Origin of the sequence: Bradyrhizobium guangxiense, from assembly GCF_004114915.1 — a bacterium.
Classification (GTDB): Bacteria; Pseudomonadota; Alphaproteobacteria; order Rhizobiales; family Xanthobacteraceae; genus Bradyrhizobium; species Bradyrhizobium guangxiense.
In genome coordinates this window covers 1,984,154-2,010,202 of sequence record NZ_CP022219.1, presented here as the reverse complement: position 1 = coordinate 2,010,202, position 26,049 = coordinate 1,984,154, and the positions used below count along the sequence as shown (strand labels likewise).

The following is a 26,049-nucleotide window of genomic DNA, read 5'->3' as shown; positions in this document are numbered from 1 at the left end:
GACCGACAGACATCGAACATTCATCACAATCTCCGGCGAAGGTTGGCAAGCGCCTATTTAGCCTCACCATATGCCAGATCATCGAACAGAGTGACGCTATCTGCCTTGGTCCACAGGCCGATCATGCCGGCGTCCGTCAAGGTCGCGTCCTCCACCTCGAACAAGAGCTGTCGGTCATAGGTCACCTTGAATCGACGTCCCGCGAAATCACAGCGCAGCGCGTGCCATTGACTGGATGGCACCGGCGCGCCGACTCCGTAACCGCCCTTGCGACCGACGATCTCCAGCGAGGTTCGAACGCCCTTGATCATCTTGTAGAGCACGACGTTATCCTCCAGCGCGTTGGCCCGGACGACGTAATAATTGTCAGCATCCCTCGCGCGCCAGATAACTCCCGCGGCGCGATCCTCGGAGCCGGTCACCGCCTTGAATTTGACCTCCACGAAGCCGTCACGGATGGAGGTGTCGCTCTTGATGGCCACCGGAAACGTCGCCCGTCCGGATTGCTTGAGAACGTTCGGCTTGCTCGGCGCCGTGGCGTCGGCCTCGACGGTCCATTTCGGTTCCCCCTTTCCGGTCATCGTTAAAGTCCAGCCTTCGGGCGGCATTCCGGCAGGAGTGTTGTCAAAGTTCACGGTCTCGGCCACGGCGTTCCCTCCTGCTAGCAGGGCCAACACAGACACCAAGGCAAGCCCTGCCCGCGTAGAAGGGCGGGACGGACAGCCTGCGGCGGTGCAGGTCGTCGGCTGGTGTTTTGTGGTCATGAACACTTCGCTCTAGTTCTTCAAACTCGCGGTCTTGTCGAGCGCAGTCCGCAAGCCCTCAGCGAGCTTGACCGCATCGTCATTAGCCCAGAAGTGCATGAAGAAGAGCCGCGGCTGTTCGTCGAGCATATGGCTGTGCAGCGCCGTCACCTCGATGCCGTGCGTCCGCAGCGCCACGATGACCGGATTCACTTCATCGCTGGTCAGCACGAAATCGCCGGTGATGGCGGCCTTGCCTTCCCCGGTCGGCTGGAAATTGACGGCGGTCGCAACGCCCATCGCACCGACCGGCGTCAGCGGCATGCCGCCTTCGGTGATCGGATCCCGCCGCTTGACGTTGAACTGGTAGACGCCGCCATTGGCCTGCCCCTTGACGCCGATGATCTGATCGAGCTTCGACGTATCGAGGTCGATCGCCAGCGCCGGATTCGCCGGTGCCGCGGCGGTCAGCGGGGTTTTGCTTTCGGCGAGCGCATCATGAATCGCCGAGGCCAGCTTGACGGGATCACCATGCCCGGCGACGTGCATGTAGAACGTGGCCGGGCTCGCGCGCAGCAGATGATTGTGCACGGCGGTGATCTCGAGCCCGTTCGCGATCATCCTGGCCATGACGGGATTGATCTCGGTCTCGAGGAGCACGAGGTCGCCCATTACCATGGCACCGCCATGCACAGGCTTGAACGCGACCCAGCCGCCGAGCGCCAGCGACGGCTTGATCGTCACCCCGTCCAGGGTCACGGAGAGATCGGTGCGGGGAAAGCCGTAGCGGTGGACATCATCCGCAACGGCGGGCTTGCGGCCCAGTGTCTCGTCCACCTTCTTCCAGTCCAGTTCCTGCGCGTGGGCGCTCGCGATGAGGCAGGCACTGGCGCCGATCAGCGCCGAAATCGTCCTTCGCATTGATCTGCTCCTTGAGCTTGGATTTCAGATTCCCCTAGGGTTCACTTCTGCTCCTTGATCTGGCCGCCGCTGTCGACGACGAGCCGCGCCGGCTTGCCGTTCTTCATGGCCTTTGCGGTGGTGCCCTCCGCGGTCGACTTGATGTCACTGACCTGCGAATAGCCGGCCGCCTGCAGCCTGGCCACGAGCTCCTCCTGTGTCAGCGCGTGTGCGCTCGACAGCCCGGCTGCGATCGCCAGAAGCAGAACTGGGTGAAAGATTGCTGGTGACCGCATGATCGTTCTCCTGGTCGTGCCCCCTGCCCCAGGTGAAGCCGCTTGGTGAGGCTGCTCCGGATCACTCCCATGACGCGCGAGGGGGCCACGACGCGGAGGCGCGCCGATGGCGTGTCGGCAAGGCGTTCGTGGGATGAAGCGGAGGTGAAAGATGAGGAGTTGAAGAATGACATGCTGCGCCCTTGGTGATCAGGACGCGATGCTTGGGCATGTCGCCTCGCGGGGAGATCGCATATCCCCGTCACATCGACTAGAACCCCGGGTGAGCCAGCTGTCAACCCAGGGATGGCCGAGGCGTGTCACGAAGAGTTCACTCGTGGCGGAACCAGGCCACCCGCAGCTTGGAACGACGGGACGATCTCACATAGATCGTCAGTGTGGGGACGAAGCAGGCTCCCCGTGAGACTCCGGTCCAAGCTCTGCGCATCACGCCATTCGTGGAGCTTGCGCATGGACACCGAACGATACCCTTCCCCCCCAGACGATAGCCATCCTTTCACGCGGAGACGCCACTGCGCGGGCGGCGGCAACACCGCAAAACAGCCGCTGCCGCGGTGCGGCAATCCCGCCTGGCACGAGGGCTTGGCCGCGGGCTTCCCATGGTCTATCCCCTCCTAGAGGATAGGTCACCATGGCACAGCACATCCACGAGAGTCATCCGGAGATCGTCAAGAGGCTGAAGCGCGCCGAAGGGCATTTGCGCCGGGTCATCGGCATGTTCGACGACGGACGGTCCTGCCTGGATCTCGCCCAGCAGCTGCACGCGGTCGAGAAGGCGATTTCCGAGGCCAAGAAAGCGCTGATCCACGATCATGTCGACCACTGCCTGGACGCGGCCGCCAACGGCGGCGCCGGCAAGGCAAGCAAGAACGTTCTCGCCGAGTTCAAGGCGATCTCGCGATACCTTTAGCGGGGAGCTGTCGATGTTCTTGGCCCATCGTGCGGCTGCTGCCATCGTGTCGGCCGTCCTCGCGCTCGGCGGCGCAACTTCGCCGGTGTTGGCGGAGTCGAAGCCGGACGGCAAGCCCGCCGTGATCGTCATGGACGACGAGCGCATCAAGCTCGCCGAGATCGAGCTGCGCGATGCAGGTCCCGCGCCGATCGGAAGGCGCCTGATGGTGCCCGGCACCATCGTGCCGGATGCCGGGCGAATTGCCCATGTCTCGGTGAAACTCTCCGGCACGGTCGCCGAGCTGCGCAAGAACATCGGCGACGATGTCGTCAAGGACGAGCTTCTGGCCGTTCTGGAAAGCCGCGAAGTTGCCGATGCCAAGAGCGAATATCTCGCAGCACGGCTTTCCAACGAACTGCAACAGGACCTTGCAGCACGCGACAAGTCACTGTCGGAAGGCCGTGCGGTGCCCGAGCAGCAATACGTCAAGTCGCGCAACGCAGCAGCGCAGAGCCAGATGCGGCTCGGCATCGCGCGCCAGAAGCTCATGGCTCTCGGCGTCACCGAGGCCGAGATCACAAGCCTGCCCGAGGCGGCGGCCGGCACGTTGCGAAGCCAGAACATCCGCGCGCCGATTTCCGGACGCATTGCCGAACGAAAGGTCGAACAGGGAACCGCGGTCGGGCGGGACAATCTCGAGACCGAACTCTTCGTCATCGTCGACCTGAGCCAGGTGTGGGTCGAGCTGGCCGTCGCATCGACGGATCTGCCGCTGGTCAGGGAAGGCCAGCCGGTCGATGTCACCGTCCGGGGCGTCCCCGAGACAGGCGCCGGCAGAATCGTGTTCGTCAGCCCCCTGCTCGACAAGGAGACTCGGGCCGCCCGCGTGGTGGCCTCGTTGCCCAATCCGGACGGGCGTTGGCGGCCCGGATCATTCGTGACCGCGGGCATTACCATCGAACGCCGCGACGTCGCCGTCACCGTCCCGTTCGCCGCGATCCAGACCATCGAGGGCGGCAAGGTCGTGTTCGTCCGGATCAAGGAAGGGTTCGAAAAGCGCAACGTCGCCGTCGGACGACGCGACGGCACGGTGGTCGAGATCGTCTCGGGACTTTCCGCCGGCGAGACGGTCGCCGCCTCGAACACCTTCTCGCTCAAGGCCGAGCTGTCGAAACCCGGCGACGAGGACTGAGCGATGATCGAACGGATCGTCGAATTCTCCGTCCGGCGGCGTTGGCTGGTCCTGCTGGCGACGCTCGTCGCGGCCGCGTCCGGCTTCTGGTCGCTGACCAGGCTTCCGATCGACGCGGTACCCGACGTCACCAACGTCCAAGTTCAGATCAACGCGACCGCGCCTGCGCTCACCCCGGTCGAGATCGAGAAGCAGGTCACCGTCGCGCTCGAGACGGCACTGGCCGGCATGCCGGGCCTGGAGGCGACGCGGTCTTTCTCGCGCAACGGCTTTGCGCAGATCACCGCGGTATTCGCCGATCGCACCAACATCTACTTCGCGCGGCAGCTGGTTGCGGAACGCCTCAACGAAGCGAAGGCGGGTCTGCCTCCCGGCGTCGACGTGCGAATGGGGCCGATCTCGACCGGGCTCGGCGAAATCTACTGGTGGGCCGTCGAATACGAGAAGCCGGGAGCGTCGGCACCGGTCCGCGACGGTCGACCAGGTTGGCAGACCGACGGCAGCTATCTGACGCCGGAAGGCGAGCGGCTGACCGACGATTTCCAGCGCACGGTCTACTTGCGCACCGTGCAGGACTGGATCGTCCGGCCGCAGATGAGGACCGTTCCCGGCGTCGCCGGCGCCGACGCCATCGGCGGCTTCGTCAAGCAGTTCCAGGTGCAGCCGGACCCCGCAAGGCTGGTCGGCTACGGGCTGACTTTCAAGCAGGTCGTCGACGCCATCGAGGCCAACAATGTCAGCCGCGGCGCAAATTACATCGAGCAGAACGGCGAAGGTTTCGTGGTGCGGGCCGCCGGCCGCGTCGAGAACCTGCAAGACATCGAGCAGATCGTCGTGACGACGCGTGGCGCCGTTCCGGTTCGTATCAGGGACATCGCCGACGTCTCGATCGGAAAGGAGCTGCGGACCGGCAGCGCCAGCGTCAATGGCCGCGAAGTGGTGCTCGGGACCGCCTTGATGCTGATCGGTGGCAACAGCCGCACCGTGGCCGCGGCGGCCGATGCCAAGATCAAGGAGGTCAGCAAGACGCTGCCGCCGGGCATCTACGCCCACACCGTCCTGAACAGGACCCAGCTGGTCGACGCCACGATCACCACCGTGACCAAGAACCTGGCCGAGGGCGCATTGCTCGTCATCGCCGTGCTCTTCCTGATGCTCGGCAACTTCCGAGCCGCTCTTGTCACGGCCTGCGTCATTCCCATCACCATGCTCATCACTGCGACGGGAATGCTGCAGGGACGCATCAGCGCCAATCTGATGAGCCTCGGTGCACTCGACTTCGGCCTGATCGTCGACGGCGCCGTCATCATCGCCGAGAACAGCCTGCGGCATCTCGCCGAGCGGCAGAGAGAGCTCGGCCGGACATTGTCACTGGACGAACGCCTCGACACCGTGAAGGTCTCGACGTCGGAAATGATCCGGCCTTCGGTCTATGGCCAGATCATCATCATCCTGGTTTACACGCCGCTACTCGCCTTCACCGGCGTCGAAGGCAAGACCTTCGAGCCCATGGCCCTGACCGTGATGATTGCGCTCGGGGTCGCCTTCATCGTCTCGCTGACTTTCGTGCCCGCGGCGGTCGCGATTTCGATCAGCGGCGCGGTCAAGGAGCGCGAGAATATCATCGTAAGGACGCTCAAGCGCTGGTACGCTCCGCTGCTGTCCGGTGCGATCGCAAGACCCTTGCCCGTCGTTCTTGCTGCAGGGCTGCTGTTCGGTGGCGCCGCACTGCTGTTCATGCGCCTCGGACAGGAATTCACGCCGACCCTGGACGAGAAGAACATCGTCATGGAGGTGAAGCGCGTGCCCAGCACCGCGCTCGCGCAGTCACAGGCCATGCAGCTCCTGATCGAACGGCAGATCAGCAAGCTTCCCGAAGTCGCCTTCGTGTTCTCGCGCACCGGCACGCCCGATCTGGCGGCCGATCCGATGCCGCCCAACGCTTCCGATACGTACATCATCGTCAAGGCGCAGGACGAATGGCCCGACCCCGCCATGACCAAGGACGATCTCATCAAGACGATCGAGGCTGAGGCGGCGAAACTGCCGGGCAACAAGGTGGGGTTCTCCCAACCGATCGAGATGCGCTTCAACGAGCTGATTGCCGGCGTCCGTGAGGATCTGGCGATCAAGGTATTCGGCGACGACTTCGCGCAAATGCAGCGGACCGCGGACCAGATCGCGGGCGTGATCCGCAGGATCGACGGCGCCGAGAGCGTGAAGGTGGAGGAGACCTCCGGTCTGCCCTTCCTTGAGATCAAGATCGACAAGGCCGAGATCGCGCGGCGCGGGCTCAGCCTCGCGGCCGTCGAGGACCTCGTGCAGACTGCGATCGGCGGGACGGACGCCGGTCTCGTCTTCGAGGGGGACCGCCGCTTCAAGATCGTGGTGCGCCTGGCCGACGCGCTGCGGAACGACATCCCGACCCTGGAGGAGCTTCCCGTTCCCCTCCCCCGCGCGAACCCCGAGACTCCGGCCGCCTCGATCCCGCTGCGCACCATCGCCTCGTTCGAGCAGACCACCGGCTACAACCAGATCAGTCGCGAGAACGGCAAGCGGCGCGTCGTCGCCACCGCCGAAGTGCGCGGCCGGGACATCGGATCACTGGTCGATGAGGCGCAAGCCAAGGTCGGCAATGAGGTCAAGCTGCCATCCGGCAGCTATCTCGCCTGGGGTGGCCAGTTCGAGAACTTCGCGGTGGCGCGGCAGCGGCTGATGTTCGTGGTCCCCGGTGTCTTCGTCCTGATCTATCTGTTGTTGTTCGGCGCGTTGGGCTCGCCACGCGATGCCCTGCTGGTTTTCAGCGCCGTGCCGCTCGCACTCACGGGCGGGATCGCAGCCCTGTGGCTCCGCGGCATGCCCTTCTCGATTTCCGCCGCCGTCGGCTTCATCGCGCTCTCGGGCGTCGCCGTCCTGAACGGACTCGTCATGCTGACGCAAATCCGCAAGCTGATCGCCGACGGCGTCGAACCCCAGCGCGCCATCGGCGACGGCGCGCTGACACGCTTCCGTCCCGTCGCCATGACCGCGCTCGTCGCCTCGCTCGGCTTCGTGCCGATGGCGCTTGCGACCGGCACGGGTGCGGAAGTGCAGAAGCCGCTCGCGACCGTGGTGATCGGCGGCCTGCTCACGGCAACCTTGCTGACGCTGGTCGTGCTGCCGGCGCTGTATGCGCGGTTCGCTGCTCCAGTCCGGGGCATCCCACGTCGCCACCCGTTTCCGCCGATCGTTCACGACCACGCCGCGGAGTAGCAGCGAGGCCACGCATCGCAGCCGTGCGCAGCGCCTCTCCGCGACCAACCGATCCTATTCGGCTGCCTGCGAAGCGCGCACGCCGTGCGCCATCTCGGCGGCGTGATCGTCGGCAAGCGCCGGCTGCTCGCCATCGGGCAGTCCCCGCCCTTTCACCAGGCCGAAGATCGCCGGGATAACGACCAGCGTCAGCAGCGTCGACGAGATCATTCCGCCGATCATGGGCACCGCGATGCGCTGCATGATCTCCGATCCCGTCCCGGTGCTCCACATGATCGGCAGCAGGCCCGCCATGATGGCGACCACGGTCATCATCTTGGGCCGGACCCGCTCGACCGCGCCCACCATGATGGCCTCGTGGAGATCGCGCCGGGTGAAGACCCCGCCCGCGGCGCCGCGCCTCACCTTCATCTCGACCAGCGCGTGATCGAGGTAGATCAGCATCACGACGCCGGTCTCGGCGGCGACGCCCGCCAGCGCAATGAAGCCGACTGCGACCGCGACGGACAGGTTGAAACCGAACCACCACATCATCCAGATGCCGCCGACCAGCGCGAAGGGCAGCGACAGCATCACGATCAGCGTCTCCGTCAGCGCCTTGAAGTTGAGGTACAGCAGCAGGAAGATGATCGTGAGCGTCACGGGCACGACGATCTTGAGGCGCGCGGCGGCGCGCTGCAGATATTCGTACTGGCCGCTCCAGACCACGTAGGTGCCGGCGGGAAACTGAATGCTCTCCGTCACCGCGCGCTGCGCATCGGCGACGTAGCTGCCGATGTCGCGATCGCGGATGTCGACATAAATGTAGGTCGCCAGCTGTCCATTCTCGGTCCGGATCGACGTCGGCCCACGCGCCGGCTCGACCTTCGCCACCTCGCCGAGCGGCACGGCGCCGCCCGCCGGCATCGGCACCAGGATGTCGCTGGCGATCGCCTTGGGATTGTCGCGCAGGTCACGCGGATAGCGCATGTTCACCGTGAACCGCTGTCGTCCCTCCACCGTCGTCGTCACCGTCTGGCCGCCGAGCGCGGCCGCGATGGTGTCCTGAACGTCCTGGATCAGGATGCCGTAGCGGGCGAGCGCCTCGCGGTCCGGCACGATCTCGAGATAGTAGCCGCCGATGCCGCGCTCGGCGTAGGCAGAGGACGTGCCCGGAACGGTCTTGATCACGCGTTCGCCCTGCTTCGCCAGCCGGTCGATCTCGACGAGATCGGTGCCCATGACCTTGACGCCGACAGGCGTGCGGATGCCGGTGGAGAGCATGTCGATGCGCGCCTTGATCGGCATGGTCCAGGCGTTGGAGACGCCGGGAAACTGCAGCGCCTTGTCCATCTCCGCGATCAGACTGTCGACGGTGACGCCGGGGCGCCAAAGCTCCTTCGGCTTCAGGTTGACCACCGTCTCGAACATCTCGGTCGGCGCCGGATCGGTCGCGGTCGCCGCCCGCCCAGCCTTGCCGTAGACGGACTCAACCTCCGGGAACGACTTGATGATGCGATCCTGGGTCTGCATCAGCTCGGCCGCCTTGGTGACCGAGATGCCGGGCAGCGTCGTCGGCATGTACAGCAGCGTCCCCTCGTTCAGCGTCGGCATGAACTCGGTGCCGAGCTGGAGCGCCGGCCATGTCGTGACGGCGAGAATGGCGACCGATGCCAGGATCACAAGCGTTTTGGCGCGGAGCACGCGCTTGATCACCGGCCGGTAGATCCAGATCAAGAAACGATTGATGACGTTCCTGCTCTCCGGCACGATCCGGCCGCGGACGAAGATCACCATCAGCGCCGGCACCAGCGTGACGGACAGCAGCGCGGCTGCGGCCATCGCGAACGTCTTGGTGAAGGCGAGCGGGCTGAACAGCCGCCCTTCCTGCGACTCCAGCGTGAAGATCGGCATGAACGACACAGTGATGATCAGCAGGCTGAAGAACAGTGCCGGCCCGACCTCCGCGGCGGCATCGATCAAAACCTGCACGCGCGATTGGCCGGGCTCGGCGCGCTCGAGATGCTTGTGGGCGTTCTCGATCATGACGATGGCGGCGTCCACCATGGCGCCGATCGCGATCGCGATGCCCCCGAGGCTCATGATGTTCGAGCCGAGGCCGAGCAGCTTCATGGCGCCGAACGCCATCAGCACGCCGACCGGCAGCATCAGGATCGCGACCAGCGCGCTGCGGACGTGCAGCAGGAACACGATGCAGACCAGCGCGACGACGATGCTCTCCTCGAACAGCGTATGCTTGAGCGTGTCGATGGCCGCGTAGATCAGGCTGGAGCGGTCGTAGACCGGGACGATCTCGAGCGATGTCGGCAGGCTGCTCGCGATCTCCTTGAAGCGCTTCTTGACGTTCTCGATGACGTCGAGCGCGTTGACGCCGAAGCGCTGCAGCACGATGCCGCTTGCGACCTCGCCCTCGCCATTCAGCTCGGCGATGCCCCGGCGCTCGTCCGGTCCGAGCTCGACATTGGCGACGTCGCGGAGCAGCACCGGCGTGCCATTGCTCGTCTTCAGGACGATGTTGCCGAGATCGTTGATGCTCTTGAGGTAGCCCTTGCCACGGATGACGTATTCGAACTCGGCGAGCTCGACGGTGCGCCCGCCGACATCGGCGTTGCTGGCGCGGATCGCTTCCCGGATCTTCTGCATGCTGATGCCGCGGTCCCGCATCCGCTGCGGATCGAGCACCACATTGTACTGCTTGACGAAGCCGCCGATGCCGGCGACCTCGGCAACGCCCTCGGCCTTGGCCAGCGCGAATTTCAGATTCCAGTCCTGGATGGTCCTGACATCGGCGAGGTTCAGCTCTTTCGACATCACCGCGTACTGATAGACCCAGCCGACGCCGGTCGCGTCGGGCCCAATGGTCGGGCTGACGCCGGCGGGAAGCCGCGACGCAGCGCCGTTCAAGAACTCCAGGACGCGCGAGCGCGCCCAGTAGATGTCGGTGCCGTCCTCGAAGATCACGTAGACGAACGACACGCCGAAGAACGAGAAGCCGCGCACGACCTTCGATTTCGGCACGGTCAGCATCGCCGTGGTCAGGGGATAGGTGACCTGGTCCTCGATCACCTGCGGCGCCTGGCCGGGATATTCGGTGTAGACGATGACCTGCGTGTCCGAGAGGTCCGGGATCGCATCCAGCGGCAGATGGATCAGCGCATAAAGGCCGGCGGCGGCTGCAAACGCGGTGCCGAACAGCACCAGCAGCAGGTTGCGCGCCGACCAGGCTATGATGCGGGCGATCATTTGTGCTCTCCCCCCGCATGGCCAAGTTCGGGAGCTTGCGGCGCTCCTTCCGCAAAGCCCTTGAGCGCAGCCTTCAGGTTGCTTTCCGCGTCGATCAGGAAATTGGCCGACGTGACCACCGCCTCGCCGTCCGTAAGTCCGTCGCGCACCTCGATATAGCCGCCGCCGCGCCGGCCGAGCTTCACCTCACGCGGCTCGAAGCGCCCCTGCCCCCTGTCGACGAGGACGGCCTGGCGCGTGCCGGTGTCGAGCACGGAGCTGTCCTGGATCGCCAGGACGGGCGCGGCGTCGGCGGTGTCGATGTCGGCATCGACATACATGTCCGGCAGCAGCGCCGCGTCGGGATTGGCGAGCTCGATCCGGACCCGCACCGTCCGCGTGTCGCGGTTCACCTGCGGATAGACGACGGCGATCTTGCCGCTGAAGACACGGCCGGGAAAGCTGCGCGCGCGCACCGTCACCGGCTGGCCCACCGCGATGTTGCCGAGATCGCGCTCGGCGACGTCGACAAGCGCCCAGACCAGCGAGATATCCGCGATCCTGAACAGCACGTCGCCGGGATTGGCGCGCATGCCTTCGATCGCGTTGCGCTCGAGCACGATGCCGTCGCGCGGCGCCGACCAATGGATAGTGACGGGCGCAACACGCGTCCGCTCCATCTCAGCGATGACAGGCTCGGGGACGTCAAGATTGCCCAGCCGCTGCCGCGAGCCGCGGCCGTACATCTCGACGCCGCCCACTGTCTTCGAGGTGATGGTCGCGAGATATTCCGCCGCTGCGGAGGCGACCGCCGAACTGTAGATCTCCATCAGGGGCTGGCCCGCCTTGACGCGCGTACCGGTGGTGACGTCGGCGATCTCTCGCACGAAGCTTTCCGCCCGCATCGCGATTACCGAGACGCGGCGCTCGTCGAGCTGGATCGTGCCGGGCGCCTTGACCGTGACGCGGATCGCGCGCCGCTCCACGGGCTCGGATCTCACGCCGGTGCGCTGGATCTTGCCCGGCGAGAGCTTGACCGTGCCGTCGTCGACCTCATCGCCTTCATAGACGGGAACGTAGTTCATCCCCATCGGATCCTTCTTCGGCACCGGCGAGGTGTCGGGCAGGCCCATGGGGTTGCGGTAATAGAGGATCTTTCGCGATGACGCTGCCTGCACCGGCTTCGGTGATGCCGCGTCGACCTGACCGTCCTCATAGACCGGCAGATAGTCACGGCCGCGATCGTCCTTCTTCGGGCCGGCGGACCAGAGCGGCGCGCCGCTGGGATCGCGGTAATAGAGCGGAGTTCGGTCGGCCTGGGCCGCAGCCGGGGTCACCTCGGCATGAGCGGACCAGCGTCCGCCATTCGAGGCCCAGTACGCACCGCCCAGGGCGAGGCCACCGCCGAGAGCGAGAATAGTCAGGAGACGCAGCGTCTTCATGGTGTGTCTTCGCGCGGCGTGCGCGCGTCCATGTGAATGGGACGGAGAGAAGCTCGGACGCCGCTTGCGGCGTCCGCACGCTCACTTGGTCGCCGTGACGATCACCTTGCCGGTGACGGTCTCAGATTCGCCCTGCACCTTTGCCGACAGCGTGACCTGGTAGCGGCCGGCCATCGGCAGGGCCGTCTTTAAGGCGTAGACGCCCGGCTCCTTCGACGGCAGCGGCGCCACCGCCGATTCCATCTCGGCCATGCCATCCGGGGCCATGTCGACGCGGGTCTTGAAGATGACGGCGTTCGCCACCGGCTTGCCGGTCTGCTTGTTGGTCAGGCGAACCGAAAGCGTGACGTCGTCGCCCTTCTTCATCTGGGCATTGACGGGCTCGAAGGCGTAGTCGCCGGCGCCCGCCATCGCAGCGGAAGCGGCAAGCGAAAGGGTGGCGGCGAGCGCCGCGGTGCTGAATTTGGAAAGCATTGTTCTGTCCTCATGATCTGATCTCTCGCCGTGGCGCATGATGCGCGCACGTCAGTCGTCGTCGCGCACAGGCGTGCTGCACGCGTCCAAAGGCTTGGCGAAGTCAGACTCGAGGAGGTCGGAAGGGAGGACTGCCGCAGCGGACGGAGACGACCTGATCGGCGGGAATGGGAAGCGGGCTTGCCATGACGGCGAAATGCCGAAAGGCGACAGGCCTGACATCATCGAGCGCAACAAGCCCGCCGACGCAACAGAAGCCCATCCCGCATTTGTAGCTGGCAGTATCGGAACCGGTCCCCTTCATGTCGGGACAGCAATCGTCCATCGACATCTCGGTGGGGCTCATCTGCATCGCCGCCTGCATGTCGTCCGAGGACATGGCAGGAGTAGATGCGGACGCGCCAACCGGCAGCATCGCCAAGGATATGGCGATGGCAAATGCCACGATGGTACGGACGAACCGCATCGATAAAACTTACCCTTCGGGCCGGAACAAGGCCTCAATACCATATCCCGGAAGCGAAAGCAGTCCTTGATCCCGGTCAAGCATCCGTGACCGAAGCGGGCGCAGTCGCTAAAACTTCAGCGTCGTTCGCAATCCAAACACGGAAGCGTCCCGCAAGGGTCTCCCCGGCCGTGGTCCGGCTGGAGCGGTCGCACCGCCGCCGGGATGGACGATGTATTGAAAGTTCGGCTGAACGGTCCAACCATCCCTGACCTGATATTGATAGACCGCGGTGAACAGCCCCTCGAAGCTCCGCAGCGGCCAGCGGGGATCGACATAGGTCCTGTAATCGGTGTCCAGCACCTGCGCACGTTTCGAGACATGCGCATAGCCGGCGGCGATGCCGAACTTGTCGTCCGGCCGGGCATCGCTGAGCCCGATGAACTCGACGCCGCCATCTGCATACAGATCCACCAGATTGCGATCGGCCGGCGCGCCGGACACCCGCGCGAAGATGCCGATGCCGCGGTCGTCGCTGTTCGGCACCCGGTAGATCTGCTGCTCGAAAACCGCCCAGGCTCCGATGTCGCCCGAGAGCAGCAGCGGCTCGCCGCTGCTCGCAGGCGCCGCGAGCGAAACGCCGTTGGAGGCAAAGCGCAGATCGCCGAACGATCCGAAATGTCGCCAGCCGCCGACCTTGAACTGGCCGGTCAGGTTGGGATCGCCCTTCTTGTTGTTCCAGGCATATTGGATCTGGCCCAGCAGCAGTGGCGGATCGTTGACGCGGAAATTCACGCCGTACCGGTTGCGCTCCTGCGGATCGCCGGGACCGGGACCGGCCTGATCGCCATCGTAAATCGCGCCGAGAGCGGACAACTGGTCGGTGACGTTGATGAGCAAGCGCGCGCCGACCGCGGCCAGAGGCGGCGATGGCCCACCGCTCGGCAGCGCCAGCGAGGTGATCGCCGGCCAGCCCATCGAGGCGTTGGTGAACACATCGGTGTATTTGGTATTGAAGAATTCGCTGTCGGCCGCGAGCTGCCCAAGCTTGAGGGACACTTTCTTGTCGCCCCACTGCTTCTCGAAATAGGCTTCGTAAAGCCGCGTCGAGGGCAACGCCTCGATGCCGCTGACGACGAAGAAGTTCTGCAGGTTCGAGCGCGACAGCCCCTCGCCGTGGATCTGAAACATGTTGGCGTGGAAGGTCAGCTTGTCGAGACCAACCAGCTTTTCGAGGTCAAGATCGACGGCAAGGTTGAGCCGGCCTTCATAGACCGCGCCCGTCTTCAGCCCGCCGGTGGGATTGCCGAGCACCTCGCCGATATAGGTCGCCGCAAACTTCACCCCGATCTGCTGCCAGGGGTTCGGCAACAACCCGAGCGTCTTTTCCTCGACCGTGCTCTCTCCCGTATCAGGATCGGCAGGCTTGTCGTCGTCCGTCTTTTTGTCCTCTTGAGCGGCGGACTGCGCTGCCACGCTCAGACAGGCCCCGACTACCAGCACCCGCGCGATATGGCTGATTGCTCTGGCGGCCATGCTCTCCTCCCGGGCGATCAATGACGCACAGCGCCGCCCGGCAGGCAAGCCGGTCATCGAACGAAATCCCGGCGGCCGATCGATCCCCTAGGCTCTGCACTACCGCAGGCGAGGACAGCCGTTATGTTCACTTTTGCACATTGGAGGCGGTCATCCCGCGCGGCGGCTGGCGGGCCGGATCGAACCGAGCGCTCGTAAAGCGCTCAACCCTTGGAGATGACCGCGCGGCCGTAGGGCGGCTGGCCTGCGACCGGCGGGTTGGCGGTCTGGGCCGCGAGCTCGCCGATCAGGCGGTCGGCGTCGGCGGCCATGCCGTCGGGCGCCTGGATCACCAGGCGCTCCAGCGCCCAGCGATAGGACGAGATGCGCTGCTCGAGGCACTGCTGCACCCACTGCACGATCAGCGAGTTCTCCTGCATGCGCGCGACCGCGTCCTCCTTCTCCCTCGGCGAGAGCGCGGAGACGCGCGCCATGCTGGCGTCGCGCTTCCTGTCGAGGTCGATGACGCGGATCGCGCTAGCGAAGAACGGCTCGAAGCGGGGGATGTCGTTGCGTACGTCCTCGATCAGCTGCGCATAGCGCGAGGAATGCGAGCGGTGCGGCTCGTCGATCAGCGTGCGCCCGTACATGGTGCGGTCGAACACGACCTTCTGGCGCCAGGGCGAAGGCATCGCCTTGTAGTCGCCAAACACGCTCTTCCATGCGGGGCGCGACAGCGGCGGCTCGATCATGGGATAGGCGAGGTCGCGCAGCTGGCGCTCCTCGTCGGTGAGCTGAAATTGCGAAGGCTTCAGGCCGACGCTGGAGGTGACCTCCGCGCCCAGCCAGCGATGCATGTCGTCGCTGCGCATGTCGGCGCGGGTGCGGCCGAAATCGCCGCCGCTGCACGCACCCAAGGTCGCAGCAAGCAACGCGAGCAGAACGGCCGACAGGACGGGCCGGAGCTGGCGGATGGTGTCCGGCATGGCATGAAGCCGGATGTCAGCGACGGCGGCGACGACGCCCCGGCGCTGTGCCCTGCTCAGGGCCGCGGTCGCCGCTGGTTTCATCTGCCTCGCGCTCGATACGGATGACGGGAAGGATCAGGACCGTTCCCATGTCCGCGCGCGGAGCGACATCCCCCGACGAGCCCACCCGGCGACCGGCCGGAAATTCAATGATGGTCCCCATGTCAGCTCTCTTCAATTGCCGCGCGACCGAACGCGCCCCTGCAACATGGCAGTCATTAAGATCAGCTCATGGTTAACGGGATGTAAACGCCGCGTTCGGACCGTATCCGCACGGACCGGCCGCGACGTCCCGTTGCGGCACGAGACCGCTTCAAATCGAGCGTTCGGCTTCACGGCTCGTTTTTCTTAACGAGGCTTTAAAGGAGCCTGCGATAGGCTGGCGGCGAGGATGTTTTGCAGGTCGCGTATCTCTCCATGACCAAGTCGCTGTTTCCCGGATTCGACGGGCTGATGTCCCTCTCCCGTCGCGAAGGCGTCGATGTTCGCCCGACGCTGCTGCGCGTGCTGACCGACCTCTATGTCCAGACCCGCATCCACAGCGACGACGAGCAGCGTCAGTTCACCGAGCTGGCGACACGGCTGATCGACCAGGTCGACGATGCGACGCGCGCGGCCATCAAGGCCAAGCTCGCGATCTATCCGCAGACGCCCGTCCCGGTGCTGCAGAAGCTCGGGCTGGTCGCAGCCCAGGAAGGTCGCAGGGTTCCCCTGGCGCGCGAGACTCCCGCGCCCGTTCCCACCCCCGCGCCGGTCCGCACACCCTCGGATACCGAGCTGCGCATGGCCGCCACCAACATGGCGATGCAGCCGAAGGACGCCGCCGAGATCCACGACATGTTCTTCGGCGCCGGCGCCTCCGAGCGCACGCTGATCCTGCACAATCTGGCGCAGACCCCGCTGAAGGCCGCGCCGAGAATCCCGACCGTCCGTGCCAAGCGCGCGATCCAGATTTTGGAGATGGCGGCGATCGCGGGCGACGTCGAGAACTTCACCCTGGAGCTCGGCGACAGCCTGATCCTGCCCTCGCGCGTCGCAGCCCAGATCGTCGACGACGCCGGCGGTGAAGCGCTCGCTGTCGCCGCGCGCGCGCTCGATATGCCGAGCCCGAACTTCCAGCGCATCCTGCTGTTCTTCAAGCCGGCGATCGGCACCTCCGTGAACGAGGTGTACCGGCTGTCGCGGCTCTACGACCGCCTCAGCGACCGCTCGGCGCTGGTGATGCTGGCAGCCTGGCGCGGCTCGACGCTCGCCGTGACGCGCGCAAAATACCAGTCGTCACTGCATGACGGTGAACGCCAGCGCGCCCGCGCCGGCGCGAGCCAGACGCGGCCGGGCGTGCAGCCGGGCTCCAGCGCGGCGGTGCGGACGAGCACTGGCGGATCGTCGGAACGGTAACGCATCCGATACGGTCGCTCGCGCCACGAACTCGTCATGCGTGGTCTAAAGCGCGATGAAATCCAGGTGAATCGTCATCGCGCTTTAGGTTGTTGTTTGCGCATGATCGTTACGGAAAACCGCTTCGCACTTTTCCGGATCATGCTTTGATCAGGCCTTCGCCAGTTCCAGGAAATGCCGGCCCGCGCGGTCTTCAGTCTCGACGATCCAGGCATCCGGGTCGAAGCGGATTTCTCGGGTCAGCCGTTCCTCGACGGTGTGCTCCGGCAAGGGTTGCGGCGCGACCGGCACGAAGAAGCGATCGACGGGGCGGCCGTCGTCGTAAGAGGTCTGCGGCGCCGGCACGTAGAGCATCGCATGGCCGTCGAGTAGCGACACCTTCACGAACACCGCCCCGGCCTCCTCGGCGCCGCGACGGCGGACCGCGCCGAACACGCCCTCGGTCTGGCACCGGCGCAGGTAGGCGGCAACCCATATGTTGGATTTCAAACGCATGAGTCGAACGATAGGCCAGCGTGGCGCCCGCCGCCAGTGTCAGTGTCCGATTGTCACGCCTTGCCGACGCCTTGCCCGCCGCTGATCTGGCGCGCGACGAGGTATGACAGCGGCATTGCAAGTGCAAAGCCCGTTGCGACCGCGTAAGGGATGTTCCTGATGGCGTTGGCGGCGAAACCCGGCACCATCAGCACCACGATCAGGCTGACGCCCGCCAGCGTCGTGCCGAGCATGATCCAGACCAGAACGGAGACCTTGAACATGACACCCTCTCTTCTTCCTTGAAGATGCGCAATCATGTTCCCCGCAGCTGTCGGCGTCATTGATCCCAAGCAAATCGCGCCTCCGGGACGCGCATGGTCTGCCGGTGCGGGATGCCCGGAATTGATCCGCCTCAATGACAGCGGGATGCGCGTTATTCGACGGAATGGCCGATCGCGGCGCCGAGCTCGCGCAGCAGCCGATCGGACAGCTGGCCGGTGACCTGCATCTTGTGCTCGCGCTCGAACTTCTGGATCGCGGACTGGGTCTCGCCGTTCATCGCGCCCGTGATCTTCAGATTGCCGTAGCCATATTCGGACAGCGCGCGCTGCACGCCGGCGATACGCCGTGCGGCCGGGCTCTGCGGCGAGGGAATCGGCGCCGGCGGACGCATCGCGGAGGGCGGCGTCGAGGTCGTCTGCCGGACCAGATTAGCCATCGGATCGTTTGCGCGCGTCGATGCGGTCGCCTCGACAGGTTTTTCCACCGGCTTCTCGGCAGTCCGCTCGGCAGGCTTTGGCTCGGCGCGGAACTCCGTCGCGCGCGGCTCCAGCGGCGAGGGATCGGCGCCGACGGGGCGCGGACGCGGCAGGGGATTGGACAGCGGCACGGATGACGGCGCGGGCAGATTGATCACGGTGCCGAACATCGGCGCCGGATGCCGGCCGGTCTGCAGGAACAGCGCATTGGCAACGATCGCGCTGATCGCAGCGACGGCGACGAGACCTGCCAGCGTGTCCTTGGGGCTGTGCAACAGCACGCGCATCACGAGGTTGCGCTCGGTCTCGACGTCGACAACCGCAGCCTTGGCGCCACGGCGGCGCCGAGCAGTTTCGTCCTTGGCAGACTTCTTAGGCACTTTTCTTCACCAGAGCGGGTTGGTCCTGAGTCTGGTCGTGAGCGCGGTCTTGAAGCTCCTGACCTTGAAGTTCTTGACCGTGAAGGTCTTGGCGCAGCACCGGCGCCAGCGTCGCGATCTTGCTCTCGGCCGGCTTGGCTTGCGGCGGGGTGTAGAGGAGCGGCAGCTTGACGGTGACGGCGGTGCCCTCCCCCAGCCTGCTTTGTACCGTCAATTCGCCGAGATGCAACGCCACGAGGCTCTTCACGATCGAAAGTCCGAGGCCGGTGCCTTCGTGACGACGCTGATAGGTCCTGCCCGCCTGAAAGAACGGCGCGCCGATGCGCTTGAGATCGTCGGGCGCGATGCCGACGCCGGTGTCGCCGATGCGCAGCATCAGCTGGGAGCCGGTCACCGCAGCGGAAACGGAAACTTGACCGCCGCGTTCGGTGAACTTGATGGCGTTGGCGACGAGATTGAGCACGATCTGCTTGAAGGCCCTGGGATCGCCGGTCATGACCGGCAGGTCCTGCGGCGCGTCGGTGATGAGGTCGATGCCGTTCTCCCGCGCCTTCAGCGCCAGCAGATTGCAGCAATGCAAGAGCGAGGCGCGAGGCGCGAACGGCTCGGACGCGATCTCGAAATTGCCCGACTCCATCTTCGACATGTCCAGAATGCCGTTGACGACCGACAAGAGATGCTGGCCGGAATCGTTGATGAGCTGGGCATATTCCCGGCGCTGGGCCGCACCCAGCATCAGGGTCTGCTCCTGCGCAATCATCTCGGAGAAGCCGATGATGGCGTTCAGCGGCGTCCGCAACTCGTGGCTCATGGTGGCGAGGAAGCGCGTCTTGGCGGCATCGGCCGCTTCCGCGGCGCTGCGCGCCTGATCCAGCGCCTGCTCGGACAGCTTGTGGTCGGTGACGTCGCGCATCACGGCGACGACCTCGGCCTCGCGCGTGGCCTCGCTGTGAGGATTCTGGCCCATGTCCCGCTCGAGGGGGCGGCAACGCATCTCGACCCAGAGAAAATCGACCTGGCCGCGCTCCGAACCATCGGGTTCACGCCGCAGCCGGATCTCGACGCTGCGCACATCGCCGCGCGCGGCATCGGAAAGTGCCGTGAGATAGGCCGGGCGATCGGCGACATGGACGCGGTCGAACAGGCCATGACCGAGCAGTTGCGCCACTGACGTGCCGAGCATGGCCTCGGCCGCCGGCGAGATGAACTGCACCGCACCGTTGCGCTGATGCCGCGAGATCACGTCGCTCATGTTGCGGGCCAGCAGACGGTAGCGCTCCTCCTCGCGCGAGAGCAGCGCGACGCTGGTGCGCGCGAGCGATTCGGCGCCGAAGGCGAGAGCCGCAGCATAGAGCGTCGCCGAGGCGACGCCGCAGGCCATCAGCACGCCGCGTTCTGCGGCACTGATGTCTGCCGACGGCAGCCAGCCGAGCTGGCTGCCGAGGATCAGGAGTCCCGCACAGGACAGTGCGAGCAATGACGCGAAGGCGGCGACGCGGCGCGAGGCCGACAGCGCGGCTTCGAGCGGAACCACGACGAGCCAGACCGCGGCGAAGGATTCGATGCCGCCCGTGGTGCCCGCGACCGCCATGATCAGGCCGGCGAGCGCCAGCGACGACAACACATGCGCGCCTTCATAGCGGCCGGTGCGCGACAGGAACCAGGACAGCAGGATGGGTGCGATCAGCCAGGCGAAGGCGGCGACCTCGAGCGCGCTCGGCGCGCCACGCATGGCGAGATAGACCGGAAATGCGGCAAAGGCAGCCAGGCTGCCCAGCAGCCGCGGCGCCATGAAGGCACGATGGCGCGCTCGCATCAGCGCATCGTAACGCGCGGAGGGATGCAGCAGCGCATCGAGACAATCGCGGATGATACTCAAAACTGTCACGGGTCTCGCGCTTCGGCTCAATCGTCCTGAGAAGACGCGCCGGAACGCCTCCTTGTCGTTGAGCCACCGTGTCAGAGCGACCTTAAACGAGTGCTAAGGCGGCGCGGCGTGCGGCCGGGCGCCGGGACATCGCCGGGCTTTTTAGACGATTTGGCGACGTCTTCGGCGAGGATGGTGAACACAGGGTTTCACCTTCCCGCTCATGGTTTCGATTTGGTGGATTTGTCCGCCAGCAGAATCACGGGTCTCGGCGTCAATCGAAAATTTACGACATCGTCGATCCCGAAGAATTTTGCGTCAATTTCCGGCAAATTAAGCTCAAGGCAATCAGTTGCGATTTATCGAGAGTTGCTAGGTCGAAACGCGCGCGGACCATCGCCGCGGACGGGATCTACATACAGGTCGACAAGATGCGCTTTCTGCTCCGCATCACATTCTGGCTCGGGCTGGTGCTGGTGCTCCTGCCACGGGACAAGACACCCGAATCGGACAAGCTGCCGCAGATCGGCGCTGCCGATGCGGTTCAGGCTGCGACGGCGGCCGTCTCCGACATGACCCAGTTCTGCAAGCGTCAGCCGGCGGCCTGCGAGGTCGGCGGACAGGCCGCGACCATCATCGGCCAGCGCGCCCAGGACGGCGCGAAGAAGCTCTACCAGATCATCAACGACAAGAAGGAGCAGATCACCAACGACAAGAACGAGAGGAACGAGAAGAGCGACAAGAAGGCGCCCGACCACACCGGCTCGATCGCGATGGTCGGCGAAGGCGACGCCATCTCGAGCGAAGCGCCGCGCGACACCCTGAGCCAGGACGACCTCGCGCTGGAATGGCGCGGCCCGCAGCCGGCGAATTAGGCCCCAAACCCTATCGATTTCACCGCTTCGCATCCCTATATTGGCGGGAAGCGGAACCGTGGGCCAGCATGACGACGATCGACGAAATCAGGGACAATTTCGAGCTTCTGGACGAGTGGGACGACCGCTACCGGTATGTCATCGAGCTCGGCCGTACCCTGGAACCGATGCCGGAGGCGGAACACTCCGCCGCGAACAAGGTGAACGGCTGCGTCAGCCAGGTCTGGCTGCAGAAGCTGGTCGACCGCAGCAATGGCGCACCGATCCTGAAATATCGCGGCGACAGCGACGCGCATATCGTGCGCGGCCTGGTCGCGATCGTGCTCGCGCTCTATTCGGGCCGCACGCCGCAGCAGATCCTCGATACCGACGCGATCGCCGTGTTCAACGAGTTCGGCTTTCGCGACCATCTGACACCGCAGCGGTCCAACGGCCTGCGCTCGATGGTCGAGCGCATCAAGACCGATGCGAAAGAGGCGCTCGCCGAAGCGACGTGAGCGCGGCGCTTCGCGCCTTTGTCCACTCTACAAGATCGCAAGGCCCGACTATTTCCGCTTCCGCTGCTGCTGCCCGAGGCCCATCTGCTTTGCGAGCTGCGAGCGCGCCACGGCGTAGTTCGGCGCCACCATGGGATAGTCGGCCGGCAGGCCCCATTTCTCGCGGTATTGCTCCGGCGTCATGTTGTACTGCGTGCGCAGATGGCGCTTCAGCGACTTGAAGCGCTTGCCGTCTTCCAGGCACACCAGATAATCGGGCGCGATCGACTTCTTCAGCGAGACCGCCGGCTTGGCCGGTTCGAGCGGCGCGGTCTCGGTGCGGCCCGACGACACCCGCACCAGGGCGCCATGCACCTGGCTGATCAGGTTCGGGATCTCGGCCGCCGGCGTCGCATTGTTGCTGAGATAGGCCGACACGATGCTCGCCGTCAGCTCGATGAAATTCTTCGCCCCCGCATCCGACATGCGCCCGACCCTTCTCCGCCTCGTCTCTCACGGGATTGACGACGTCGGAGTATACCCTGTCAAGAATACGTTCGGCTGAACACGACGACTGACGATGACGGGCTGATTACTGCTGAACGGCGGCGCTTTACTTGGGCACTTCGCAACCGGACTCGGGCGCGGGCCGCCTCAGCCGCGCTGGTCGAGATGGGAGCGGAGCTCGTCGATGGAGGCAAAGCGCATCATGCCCTCCGGCATCTGGGCTTCGATCGACCCGTCCGAATAGAGCGAATAGGCCATGCCGTCGACGACGCCGGACTTGAGCACGGTGACGGGCGGCTGTTCGACAGCTGGCGAAGGTGGTGGTGGCGGCGGCGGCTCGGGTGCAGGCGGCGCCGCGGGCTCTGCAAAAGCCGATGGCGAGCGCGGCGGCGGGCGGCGCAAAGCAGCCGGCGGCTCCGGCGGACGCATGCGGTCCGGCTTCGGCCAGGCATCGTCAAAGCTTGCGGGCGGACTGTCCAGGGCCTCACCGGGCTCAGCGGGGAGTTGCGGCGGCGCGTCCTCGATGGCCTTCGCCTCCGCGCGCTCGCGCTCCTTGCGCGAGGTCGAGGCGAACAACAGGTTGCGCCGGCGCGGCGCTTCGGGGGCTGCGGGCGGCGTTGGAGCTTCCAGCACCGGCGGCGCCTCGGCACGCGGACGCTCGCGCGCGGCGGCTTCGCTCTGCCATGGTGGAGGGCCTGCGGGTGGCGGAGGCGGTGCCGCCTCGGTCCTCGCCGCCGAGACGGGCATCGGCTCGGACCCAGCAATGCCTGATGCGGCGAGGCCCGGCAGCACGGGCCTGACCCGGACCTCGGACGGCGCGCCGGCCAGCCGGCGCGCGATCCCCTTCAGTTCCGCGACCACGACATAGAGGCCAGCCAGTAACATCCCGGAGCAGACTGCGATCGTGCCGGAGATTATGAGAGGGCTGCCGAGGCTGAACTCCCTGACGGAGAAGCCAAACAGGATCGCAAGGAGACCCGCCAGAACGGCGAAAATCCCCGCGATCAACAATGCCAAGGTCATCGAACTCACCCCCGGCCGCACATCCGCGCGCGACCCGTCACGCCACGATACCGTCTTACGCTGTTCCGCGCCAACGGCCAATTGCGGGCAACGTTCCTAAAGGGAAGGAAATCAGGGACTTATTCACATTCCCTTCAGCTACGGCTCGCTACTGCTAGGTTGTGCTCGAAATCCGGAATTGCTGCGTCGCATCAGGAATTTAGCCATAATGCCCAATTACTTGGTAATGGAACTGCGCTATAGGGAGTCCGGGGAGCAGGCCCGCACGCACCAGCAGGGCCTAAAGGGGATTCCGGGGCACCGATAGCCATGACATCCATCACGACTTCGGCGATCGACACGCCTCAACGGCGCTCGGTCGAACGGACTTGCGACGATCTCGCCATGCTGGTGCTCGCTGCCGTCGCGGTCGTTGCAGGCTTGACCTTCCGCGACTACGGCCTCGGCTGGGACGACTACACCCACGCTGAATATGCCGACCTGTTGCTGCGCATGTTCGGTTCCGGCTTCAAGGACACCGCGGCGCTCTCCTTCGCCAATCTCTACATGTATGGCGGCGGCTTCGACATGGTCGCGGCCCTGCTCCACAAAGTCATCCCGCTCGAATTGTTCGAGACGCGCCGTCTGGTCGGCGCCATCGTCGGCGTGATCGGGCTCGCCGTGACCTGGCGGCTCGGCCGCCGCATCGGCGGACCGCTCGCAGGACTCGCGGCGCTGCTCCTGCTCGCGCTCTGCCCGATCTTCTACGGCCATATGTTCATGAACCCGAAGGATGCGCCCTTCGCGGTGGCCATGATCATCCTGATGCTCGGCCTCATCCGCCTCGCCGAGGAATATCCGCAGCCGTCGCCGCGCACGGTCCTGATCGTCGGCCTGGGTGCCGGCCTTTCGCTCGGCTGCCGCGTTCTCGGCGGGCTCGCGCTGGTCTACGCCGTGCTCGGCTTCATCCCGCTGTTGCTGGAGGAACTGCGCACGGAAGGTTTGCGCGAGTCCGTCCGCCGCTTCGTCCATGTCGTCTATGTGCTGCTGCCCGGGCTCGCGTTCGGCTATCTCGTGATGGGCCTGATCTGGCCGTGGTCGATCATGGAGCCCGGCAACCCGTTCGAGGCGCTGACCTACTTCTCGCATTTCTTCGAGAAGCCGTGGAAGGAGATGTTCGACGGCGCGATCGTGTCGGTGCCCGACATGCCGTGGTCCTATCTGCCGACGCTGTTCGCGCTGCAGCTGCCTGAGGTGATGCTGGTGCTGATGGGGGGCGCCGTGTTCAGCACGTTCGCCATGCTGCCGCGACGCGGGGTTCCGGCGCGGCGCAAGACCATCCTTCTGATGCTGACGCTGGCCGCGACCCTGCCGCTTGCGATCGCGATGGTGAAACGGCCGGCGCTCTACAACGGCATCCGCCATTTCGTGTTCGTGATTCCGCCGATGGCCGTGCTCGGCGGCGTCGCCTTCGCCTGGGCCATGGAGCGCCTGCGCGCCAATCACCGCACCTGGCAGCCGGTCGTGCTCGCCACGTTCTGCTTTGGCCTTGCGCTGTCGCTCGCCGAGATGATCCGGCTGCATCCCTATCAGTACACGCACTTCAACCACATTGCCGGCACCGTGCGCGGCGCCGACGACCGCTTCATGCTGGACTATTGGGGTCTCGCCTTGAAGCAGGCATCCGACGGATTGCGCGAGCAGCTGATCGAGCGCCAGGAAGTGCCGCCGACCAATCGCAAATGGAAGGTCGCGGTGTGCGGTCCGCAGCGCCCGGCGCAGGTCGCGCTCGGGCCTGACTTCACCATCGGCTGGGATTCCAATGCGGCCGATTTCGCCATGACGCTCGGCGAATTCTACTGCAAGGGCCTCACCGCGCCCGTGATGGTCGAGATCAAGCGCGACGACGTGGTGTTCGCCCGCGTCTACGACATCCGCGGCCGCAGCATTTCCAGCCTGCTGTCGATCCCGGCACCGTAGGATTCTTCTCCGCATCCGCGGCCCGTTGGTCTATGCGGGCTGCGCTTGACTGCCGCGCTTTGAGCGCCTTGCTGCCGGTCTCGCCCACGACTACGCTCCCTCTCCGCAACAACGATGTTCGGAGAGATCAGCCATGTCGCCAGCAGAAGCCCGCCTGAGGGAGGTGCCCTCCAACATGACGGAGGCGGAGTGGCAGCAACGGGTCAATCTCGCCGCCTGCTATCGCCTGGTCGCGCTGTACGGCTGGGACGATCTGGTCGACACCCACATCTCCGCGCGCGTGCCCGGCCCCGAGCATCATTTCCTCATCAACCCCTACGGACTGATGTTCGACGAGATCACCGCCTCGAGCCTGGTCAAGGTTGACCTGCACGGCAACCAGCTCTCCGAGAGCGAATACAGCATCAACCCCGCGGGCTTCACCATCCATTCGGCGATCCACGAGGTGCGCGAGGATGCGATCTGCGTGCTGCATCTCCACACGCTCGACGGCACCGCGGTGTCGAGCAGCGCCGAAGGCCTGTTGCCGCTGAACCAGACCGCCCAGCTCGTCACCCACGACCTCGCCTATCACGATTATGAAGGCATCGCGCTCGACCACGACGAACGGCCGCGGCTGCAGAAGGATCTCGGCGACCACAATCACATGCTGCTGCGCAATCACGGCACGCTGACGGTCGGCCGCTCGGTCGCCTCCGCCTTCGAGCGCATGTACCACCTCGAGCGCGCCTGCTCGATGCAGGTGCGCACGCGCGCACTCGGCACGCCGGTCTATCCAGTCGAGGAGATTGCGATCGAGAAGAACACCGAGCTGCTCGCCAACCGCGACCGCGCCGAGCTGCGCGCCACCAACCTCGTGTGGCCGCCGCTGCTGCGCAAGCTCGACCGCGTCAATCCCGGCTACCGGTCTTGAGATTTTCGCTGATTT

General features: G+C 65.4%; 24 protein-coding genes. 8 read left to right on the top strand and 16 right to left on the bottom strand.

All coding sequences use genetic code 11. The features are described from left to right. Positions 1 to 53: 53 nt before the first annotated feature. The 3 genes from X268_RS09400 to X268_RS09390 all read right to left on the bottom strand — a co-directional run bounded on the left by X268_RS09400 (position 54) and on the right by X268_RS09390 (position 1,939). Positions 54 to 647, bottom strand: coding sequence for a hypothetical protein (locus X268_RS09400; RefSeq protein WP_245477820.1), 594 nt, complete (start codon positions 645 to 647; stop codon positions 54 to 56). 129 nt (positions 648 to 776) lie between these two features. Then, positions 777 to 1,664: a DUF1259 domain-containing protein gene (locus tag X268_RS09395; protein ID WP_128924679.1), complete on the bottom strand. Its 888-nt coding sequence runs from the start codon at positions 1,662 to 1,664 to the stop codon at positions 777 to 779. A 41-nt stretch (positions 1,665 to 1,705) separates the two neighbouring features. Beyond that, on the bottom strand, positions 1,706 to 1,939 hold the full coding sequence (locus tag X268_RS09390) for a hypothetical protein (RefSeq protein WP_128924678.1): 234 nt from the start codon (positions 1,937 to 1,939) through the stop codon (positions 1,706 to 1,708). 631 nt (positions 1,940 to 2,570) lie between these two features. Here X268_RS09390 and X268_RS09375 point away from each other — a divergent pair. The 3 genes from X268_RS09375 to X268_RS09365 are packed head-to-tail and all read left to right on the top strand — an operon-like array spanning position 2,571 to position 7,275. Beyond that, on the top strand, positions 2,571 to 2,849 hold the full coding sequence (locus tag X268_RS09375; protein WP_128924676.1) for a metal-sensing transcriptional repressor: 279 nt from the start codon (positions 2,571 to 2,573) through the stop codon (positions 2,847 to 2,849). A 13-nt stretch (positions 2,850 to 2,862) separates the two neighbouring features. Beyond that, positions 2,863 to 4,023 carry an efflux RND transporter periplasmic adaptor subunit gene (locus X268_RS09370; RefSeq protein ID WP_128924675.1) on the top strand — a complete coding sequence of 387 codons (1,161 nt, stop codon included), beginning with the start codon at positions 2,863 to 2,865 and terminating at the stop codon, positions 4,021 to 4,023. Between the two features lie 3 nt (positions 4,024 to 4,026). Then, positions 4,027 to 7,275 carry an efflux RND transporter permease subunit gene (locus tag X268_RS09365; protein ID WP_245477818.1) on the top strand — a complete coding sequence of 1,083 codons (3,249 nt, stop codon included), beginning with the start codon at positions 4,027 to 4,029 and terminating at the stop codon, positions 7,273 to 7,275. 54 nt (positions 7,276 to 7,329) lie between these two features. Here X268_RS09365 and X268_RS09360 read toward each other — a convergent pair whose 3' ends face one another. The 7 genes from X268_RS09360 to X268_RS40000 form a co-directional block, all read right to left on the bottom strand. Then, positions 7,330 to 10,518, bottom strand: a complete 3,189-nt coding sequence (locus tag X268_RS09360) for an efflux RND transporter permease subunit (RefSeq protein WP_128924674.1) — start codon at positions 10,516 to 10,518, stop codon at positions 7,330 to 7,332. Next, positions 10,515 to 11,939 (bottom strand): efflux RND transporter periplasmic adaptor subunit, encoded by a 1,425-nt coding sequence (locus X268_RS09355; protein ID WP_128924673.1) that lies wholly within the window; start codon positions 11,937 to 11,939, stop codon positions 10,515 to 10,517. Before X268_RS09355 ends, X268_RS09360 begins: the two co-directional genes overlap by 4 nt. A gap of 81 nt (positions 11,940 to 12,020) precedes the next feature. Beyond that, the gene (locus X268_RS09350; protein ID WP_128924672.1) at positions 12,021 to 12,413 is read right to left on the bottom strand and encodes a FixH family protein; all 393 of its coding nucleotides are present in this window, start codon (positions 12,411 to 12,413) and stop codon (positions 12,021 to 12,023) included. Between the two features lie 103 nt (positions 12,414 to 12,516). Next, positions 12,517 to 12,879 carry a hypothetical protein gene (locus tag X268_RS09345; RefSeq protein WP_128924671.1) on the bottom strand — a complete coding sequence of 121 codons (363 nt, stop codon included), beginning with the start codon at positions 12,877 to 12,879 and terminating at the stop codon, positions 12,517 to 12,519. A gap of 108 nt (positions 12,880 to 12,987) precedes the next feature. Then, positions 12,988 to 14,394: a carbohydrate porin gene (locus tag X268_RS09340; RefSeq protein ID WP_128924670.1), complete on the bottom strand. Its 1,407-nt coding sequence runs from the start codon at positions 14,392 to 14,394 to the stop codon at positions 12,988 to 12,990. Between the two features lie 203 nt (positions 14,395 to 14,597). After that, positions 14,598 to 15,359: a hypothetical protein gene (locus tag X268_RS09335; RefSeq protein WP_128924669.1), complete on the bottom strand. Its 762-nt coding sequence runs from the start codon at positions 15,357 to 15,359 to the stop codon at positions 14,598 to 14,600. Positions 15,360 to 15,375: 16 nt separating this feature from the next. After that, positions 15,376 to 15,564 carry a hypothetical protein gene (locus tag X268_RS40000; RefSeq protein ID WP_036005903.1) on the bottom strand — a complete coding sequence of 63 codons (189 nt, stop codon included), beginning with the start codon at positions 15,562 to 15,564 and terminating at the stop codon, positions 15,376 to 15,378. A 254-nt stretch (positions 15,565 to 15,818) separates the two neighbouring features. Here X268_RS40000 and X268_RS09325 point away from each other — a divergent pair, with 254 nt between their 5' ends. Then, positions 15,819 to 16,799, top strand: coding sequence for a DUF2336 domain-containing protein (locus X268_RS09325; RefSeq protein WP_128924668.1), 981 nt, complete (start codon positions 15,819 to 15,821; stop codon positions 16,797 to 16,799). A gap of 150 nt (positions 16,800 to 16,949) precedes the next feature. On the opposite strand, the gene X268_RS09320 is transcribed toward X268_RS09325, so the two are convergent. From X268_RS09320 to X268_RS09305, 4 genes are all read right to left on the bottom strand, one after another. Next, positions 16,950 to 17,294 carry a DUF1491 family protein gene (locus X268_RS09320; protein WP_128924667.1) on the bottom strand — a complete coding sequence of 115 codons (345 nt, stop codon included), beginning with the start codon at positions 17,292 to 17,294 and terminating at the stop codon, positions 16,950 to 16,952. A 53-nt stretch (positions 17,295 to 17,347) separates the two neighbouring features. Then, positions 17,348 to 17,557 (bottom strand): hypothetical protein, encoded by a 210-nt coding sequence (locus tag X268_RS09315; protein WP_164937627.1) that lies wholly within the window; start codon positions 17,555 to 17,557, stop codon positions 17,348 to 17,350. Positions 17,558 to 17,709: 152 nt separating this feature from the next. Continuing rightward, the gene (locus X268_RS09310; RefSeq protein WP_128924665.1) at positions 17,710 to 18,414 is read right to left on the bottom strand and encodes a peptidoglycan-binding domain-containing protein; all 705 of its coding nucleotides are present in this window, start codon (positions 18,412 to 18,414) and stop codon (positions 17,710 to 17,712) included. Further along, positions 18,407 to 20,302, bottom strand: a complete 1,896-nt coding sequence (locus X268_RS09305; protein WP_164937626.1) for an ATP-binding protein — start codon at positions 20,300 to 20,302, stop codon at positions 18,407 to 18,409. Before X268_RS09305 ends, X268_RS09310 begins: the two co-directional genes overlap by 8 nt. Before the next feature lie 410 nt (positions 20,303 to 20,712). Here X268_RS09305 and X268_RS09300 point away from each other — a divergent pair, with 410 nt between their 5' ends. Beyond that, positions 20,713 to 21,156 carry a DUF5330 domain-containing protein gene (locus X268_RS09300; protein ID WP_128924663.1) on the top strand — a complete coding sequence of 148 codons (444 nt, stop codon included), beginning with the start codon at positions 20,713 to 20,715 and terminating at the stop codon, positions 21,154 to 21,156. Between the two features lie 68 nt (positions 21,157 to 21,224). Next, positions 21,225 to 21,653, top strand: a complete 429-nt coding sequence (locus X268_RS09295; protein ID WP_128924662.1) for a SufE family protein — start codon at positions 21,225 to 21,227, stop codon at positions 21,651 to 21,653. 48 nt (positions 21,654 to 21,701) lie between these two features. Here X268_RS09295 and X268_RS09290 read toward each other — a convergent pair whose 3' ends face one another. After that, entirely contained in the window at positions 21,702 to 22,118 is a 417-nt protein-coding gene (locus X268_RS09290; RefSeq protein WP_128924661.1) for a Ros/MucR family transcriptional regulator, read from the bottom strand. 168 nt (positions 22,119 to 22,286) lie between these two features. Then, entirely contained in the window at positions 22,287 to 23,162 is an 876-nt protein-coding gene (locus X268_RS09285) for a DUF308 domain-containing protein (protein WP_128924660.1), read from the bottom strand. Between the two features lie 309 nt (positions 23,163 to 23,471). Here X268_RS09285 and X268_RS09280 point away from each other — a divergent pair, with 309 nt between their 5' ends. Together X268_RS09280 and X268_RS09275 are read left to right on the top strand one after the other, a co-directional pair. Beyond that, positions 23,472 to 25,121, top strand: coding sequence for a glycosyltransferase family 39 protein (locus X268_RS09280; protein WP_128924659.1), 1,650 nt, complete (start codon positions 23,472 to 23,474; stop codon positions 25,119 to 25,121). A gap of 133 nt (positions 25,122 to 25,254) precedes the next feature. Further along, positions 25,255 to 26,034 carry a class II aldolase/adducin family protein gene (locus tag X268_RS09275; protein WP_128924658.1) on the top strand — a complete coding sequence of 260 codons (780 nt, stop codon included), beginning with the start codon at positions 25,255 to 25,257 and terminating at the stop codon, positions 26,032 to 26,034. Positions 26,035 to 26,049 lie beyond the last annotated feature (15 nt).

Bases quoted from the DNA above. Each gene is read 5' to 3' on its own strand.
- X268_RS09275 (WP_128924658.1), top strand. From the start codon at position 25,255: ATGTCGCCAGCAGAAGCCCGCCTGAGGGAGGTGCCCTCCAACATGACG.
- X268_RS09335 (WP_128924669.1), bottom strand. From the start codon at position 15,359: ATGCCGGACACCATCCGCCAGCTCCGGCCCGTCCTGTCGGCCGTTCTG.
- X268_RS09320 (WP_128924667.1), bottom strand. From the start codon at position 17,294: ATGCGTTTGAAATCCAACATATGGGTTGCCGCCTACCTGCGCCGGTGC.
- X268_RS09390 (WP_128924678.1), bottom strand. From the start codon at position 1,939: ATGCGGTCACCAGCAATCTTTCACCCAGTTCTGCTTCTGGCGATCGCA.
- X268_RS09375 (WP_128924676.1), top strand. From the start codon at position 2,571: ATGGCACAGCACATCCACGAGAGTCATCCGGAGATCGTCAAGAGGCTG.
- X268_RS09340 (WP_128924670.1), bottom strand. From the start codon at position 14,394: ATGGCCGCCAGAGCAATCAGCCATATCGCGCGGGTGCTGGTAGTCGGG.
- X268_RS09280 (WP_128924659.1), top strand. From the start codon at position 23,472: ATGACATCCATCACGACTTCGGCGATCGACACGCCTCAACGGCGCTCG.
- X268_RS40000 (WP_036005903.1), bottom strand. From the start codon at position 15,564: ATGGGGACCATCATTGAATTTCCGGCCGGTCGCCGGGTGGGCTCGTCG.
- X268_RS09285 (WP_128924660.1), bottom strand. From the start codon at position 23,162: ATGACCTTGGCATTGTTGATCGCGGGGATTTTCGCCGTTCTGGCGGGT.
- X268_RS09325 (WP_128924668.1), top strand. From the start codon at position 15,819: ATGACCAAGTCGCTGTTTCCCGGATTCGACGGGCTGATGTCCCTCTCC.
- X268_RS09295 (WP_128924662.1), top strand. From the start codon at position 21,225: ATGACGACGATCGACGAAATCAGGGACAATTTCGAGCTTCTGGACGAG.
- X268_RS09360 (WP_128924674.1), bottom strand. From the start codon at position 10,518: ATGATCGCCCGCATCATAGCCTGGTCGGCGCGCAACCTGCTGCTGGTG.
- X268_RS09365 (WP_245477818.1), top strand. From the start codon at position 4,027: ATGATCGAACGGATCGTCGAATTCTCCGTCCGGCGGCGTTGGCTGGTC.
- X268_RS09395 (WP_128924679.1), bottom strand. From the start codon at position 1,664: ATGCGAAGGACGATTTCGGCGCTGATCGGCGCCAGTGCCTGCCTCATC.
- X268_RS09300 (WP_128924663.1), top strand. From the start codon at position 20,713: ATGCGCTTTCTGCTCCGCATCACATTCTGGCTCGGGCTGGTGCTGGTG.
- X268_RS09345 (WP_128924671.1), bottom strand. From the start codon at position 12,879: ATGCGGTTCGTCCGTACCATCGTGGCATTTGCCATCGCCATATCCTTG.
- X268_RS09355 (WP_128924673.1), bottom strand. From the start codon at position 11,939: ATGAAGACGCTGCGTCTCCTGACTATTCTCGCTCTCGGCGGTGGCCTC.
- X268_RS09315 (WP_164937627.1), bottom strand. From the start codon at position 17,557: ATGTTCAAGGTCTCCGTTCTGGTCTGGATCATGCTCGGCACGACGCTG.
- X268_RS09350 (WP_128924672.1), bottom strand. From the start codon at position 12,413: ATGCTTTCCAAATTCAGCACCGCGGCGCTCGCCGCCACCCTTTCGCTT.
- X268_RS09290 (WP_128924661.1), bottom strand. From the start codon at position 22,118: ATGTCGGATGCGGGGGCGAAGAATTTCATCGAGCTGACGGCGAGCATC.
- X268_RS09370 (WP_128924675.1), top strand. From the start codon at position 2,863: ATGTTCTTGGCCCATCGTGCGGCTGCTGCCATCGTGTCGGCCGTCCTC.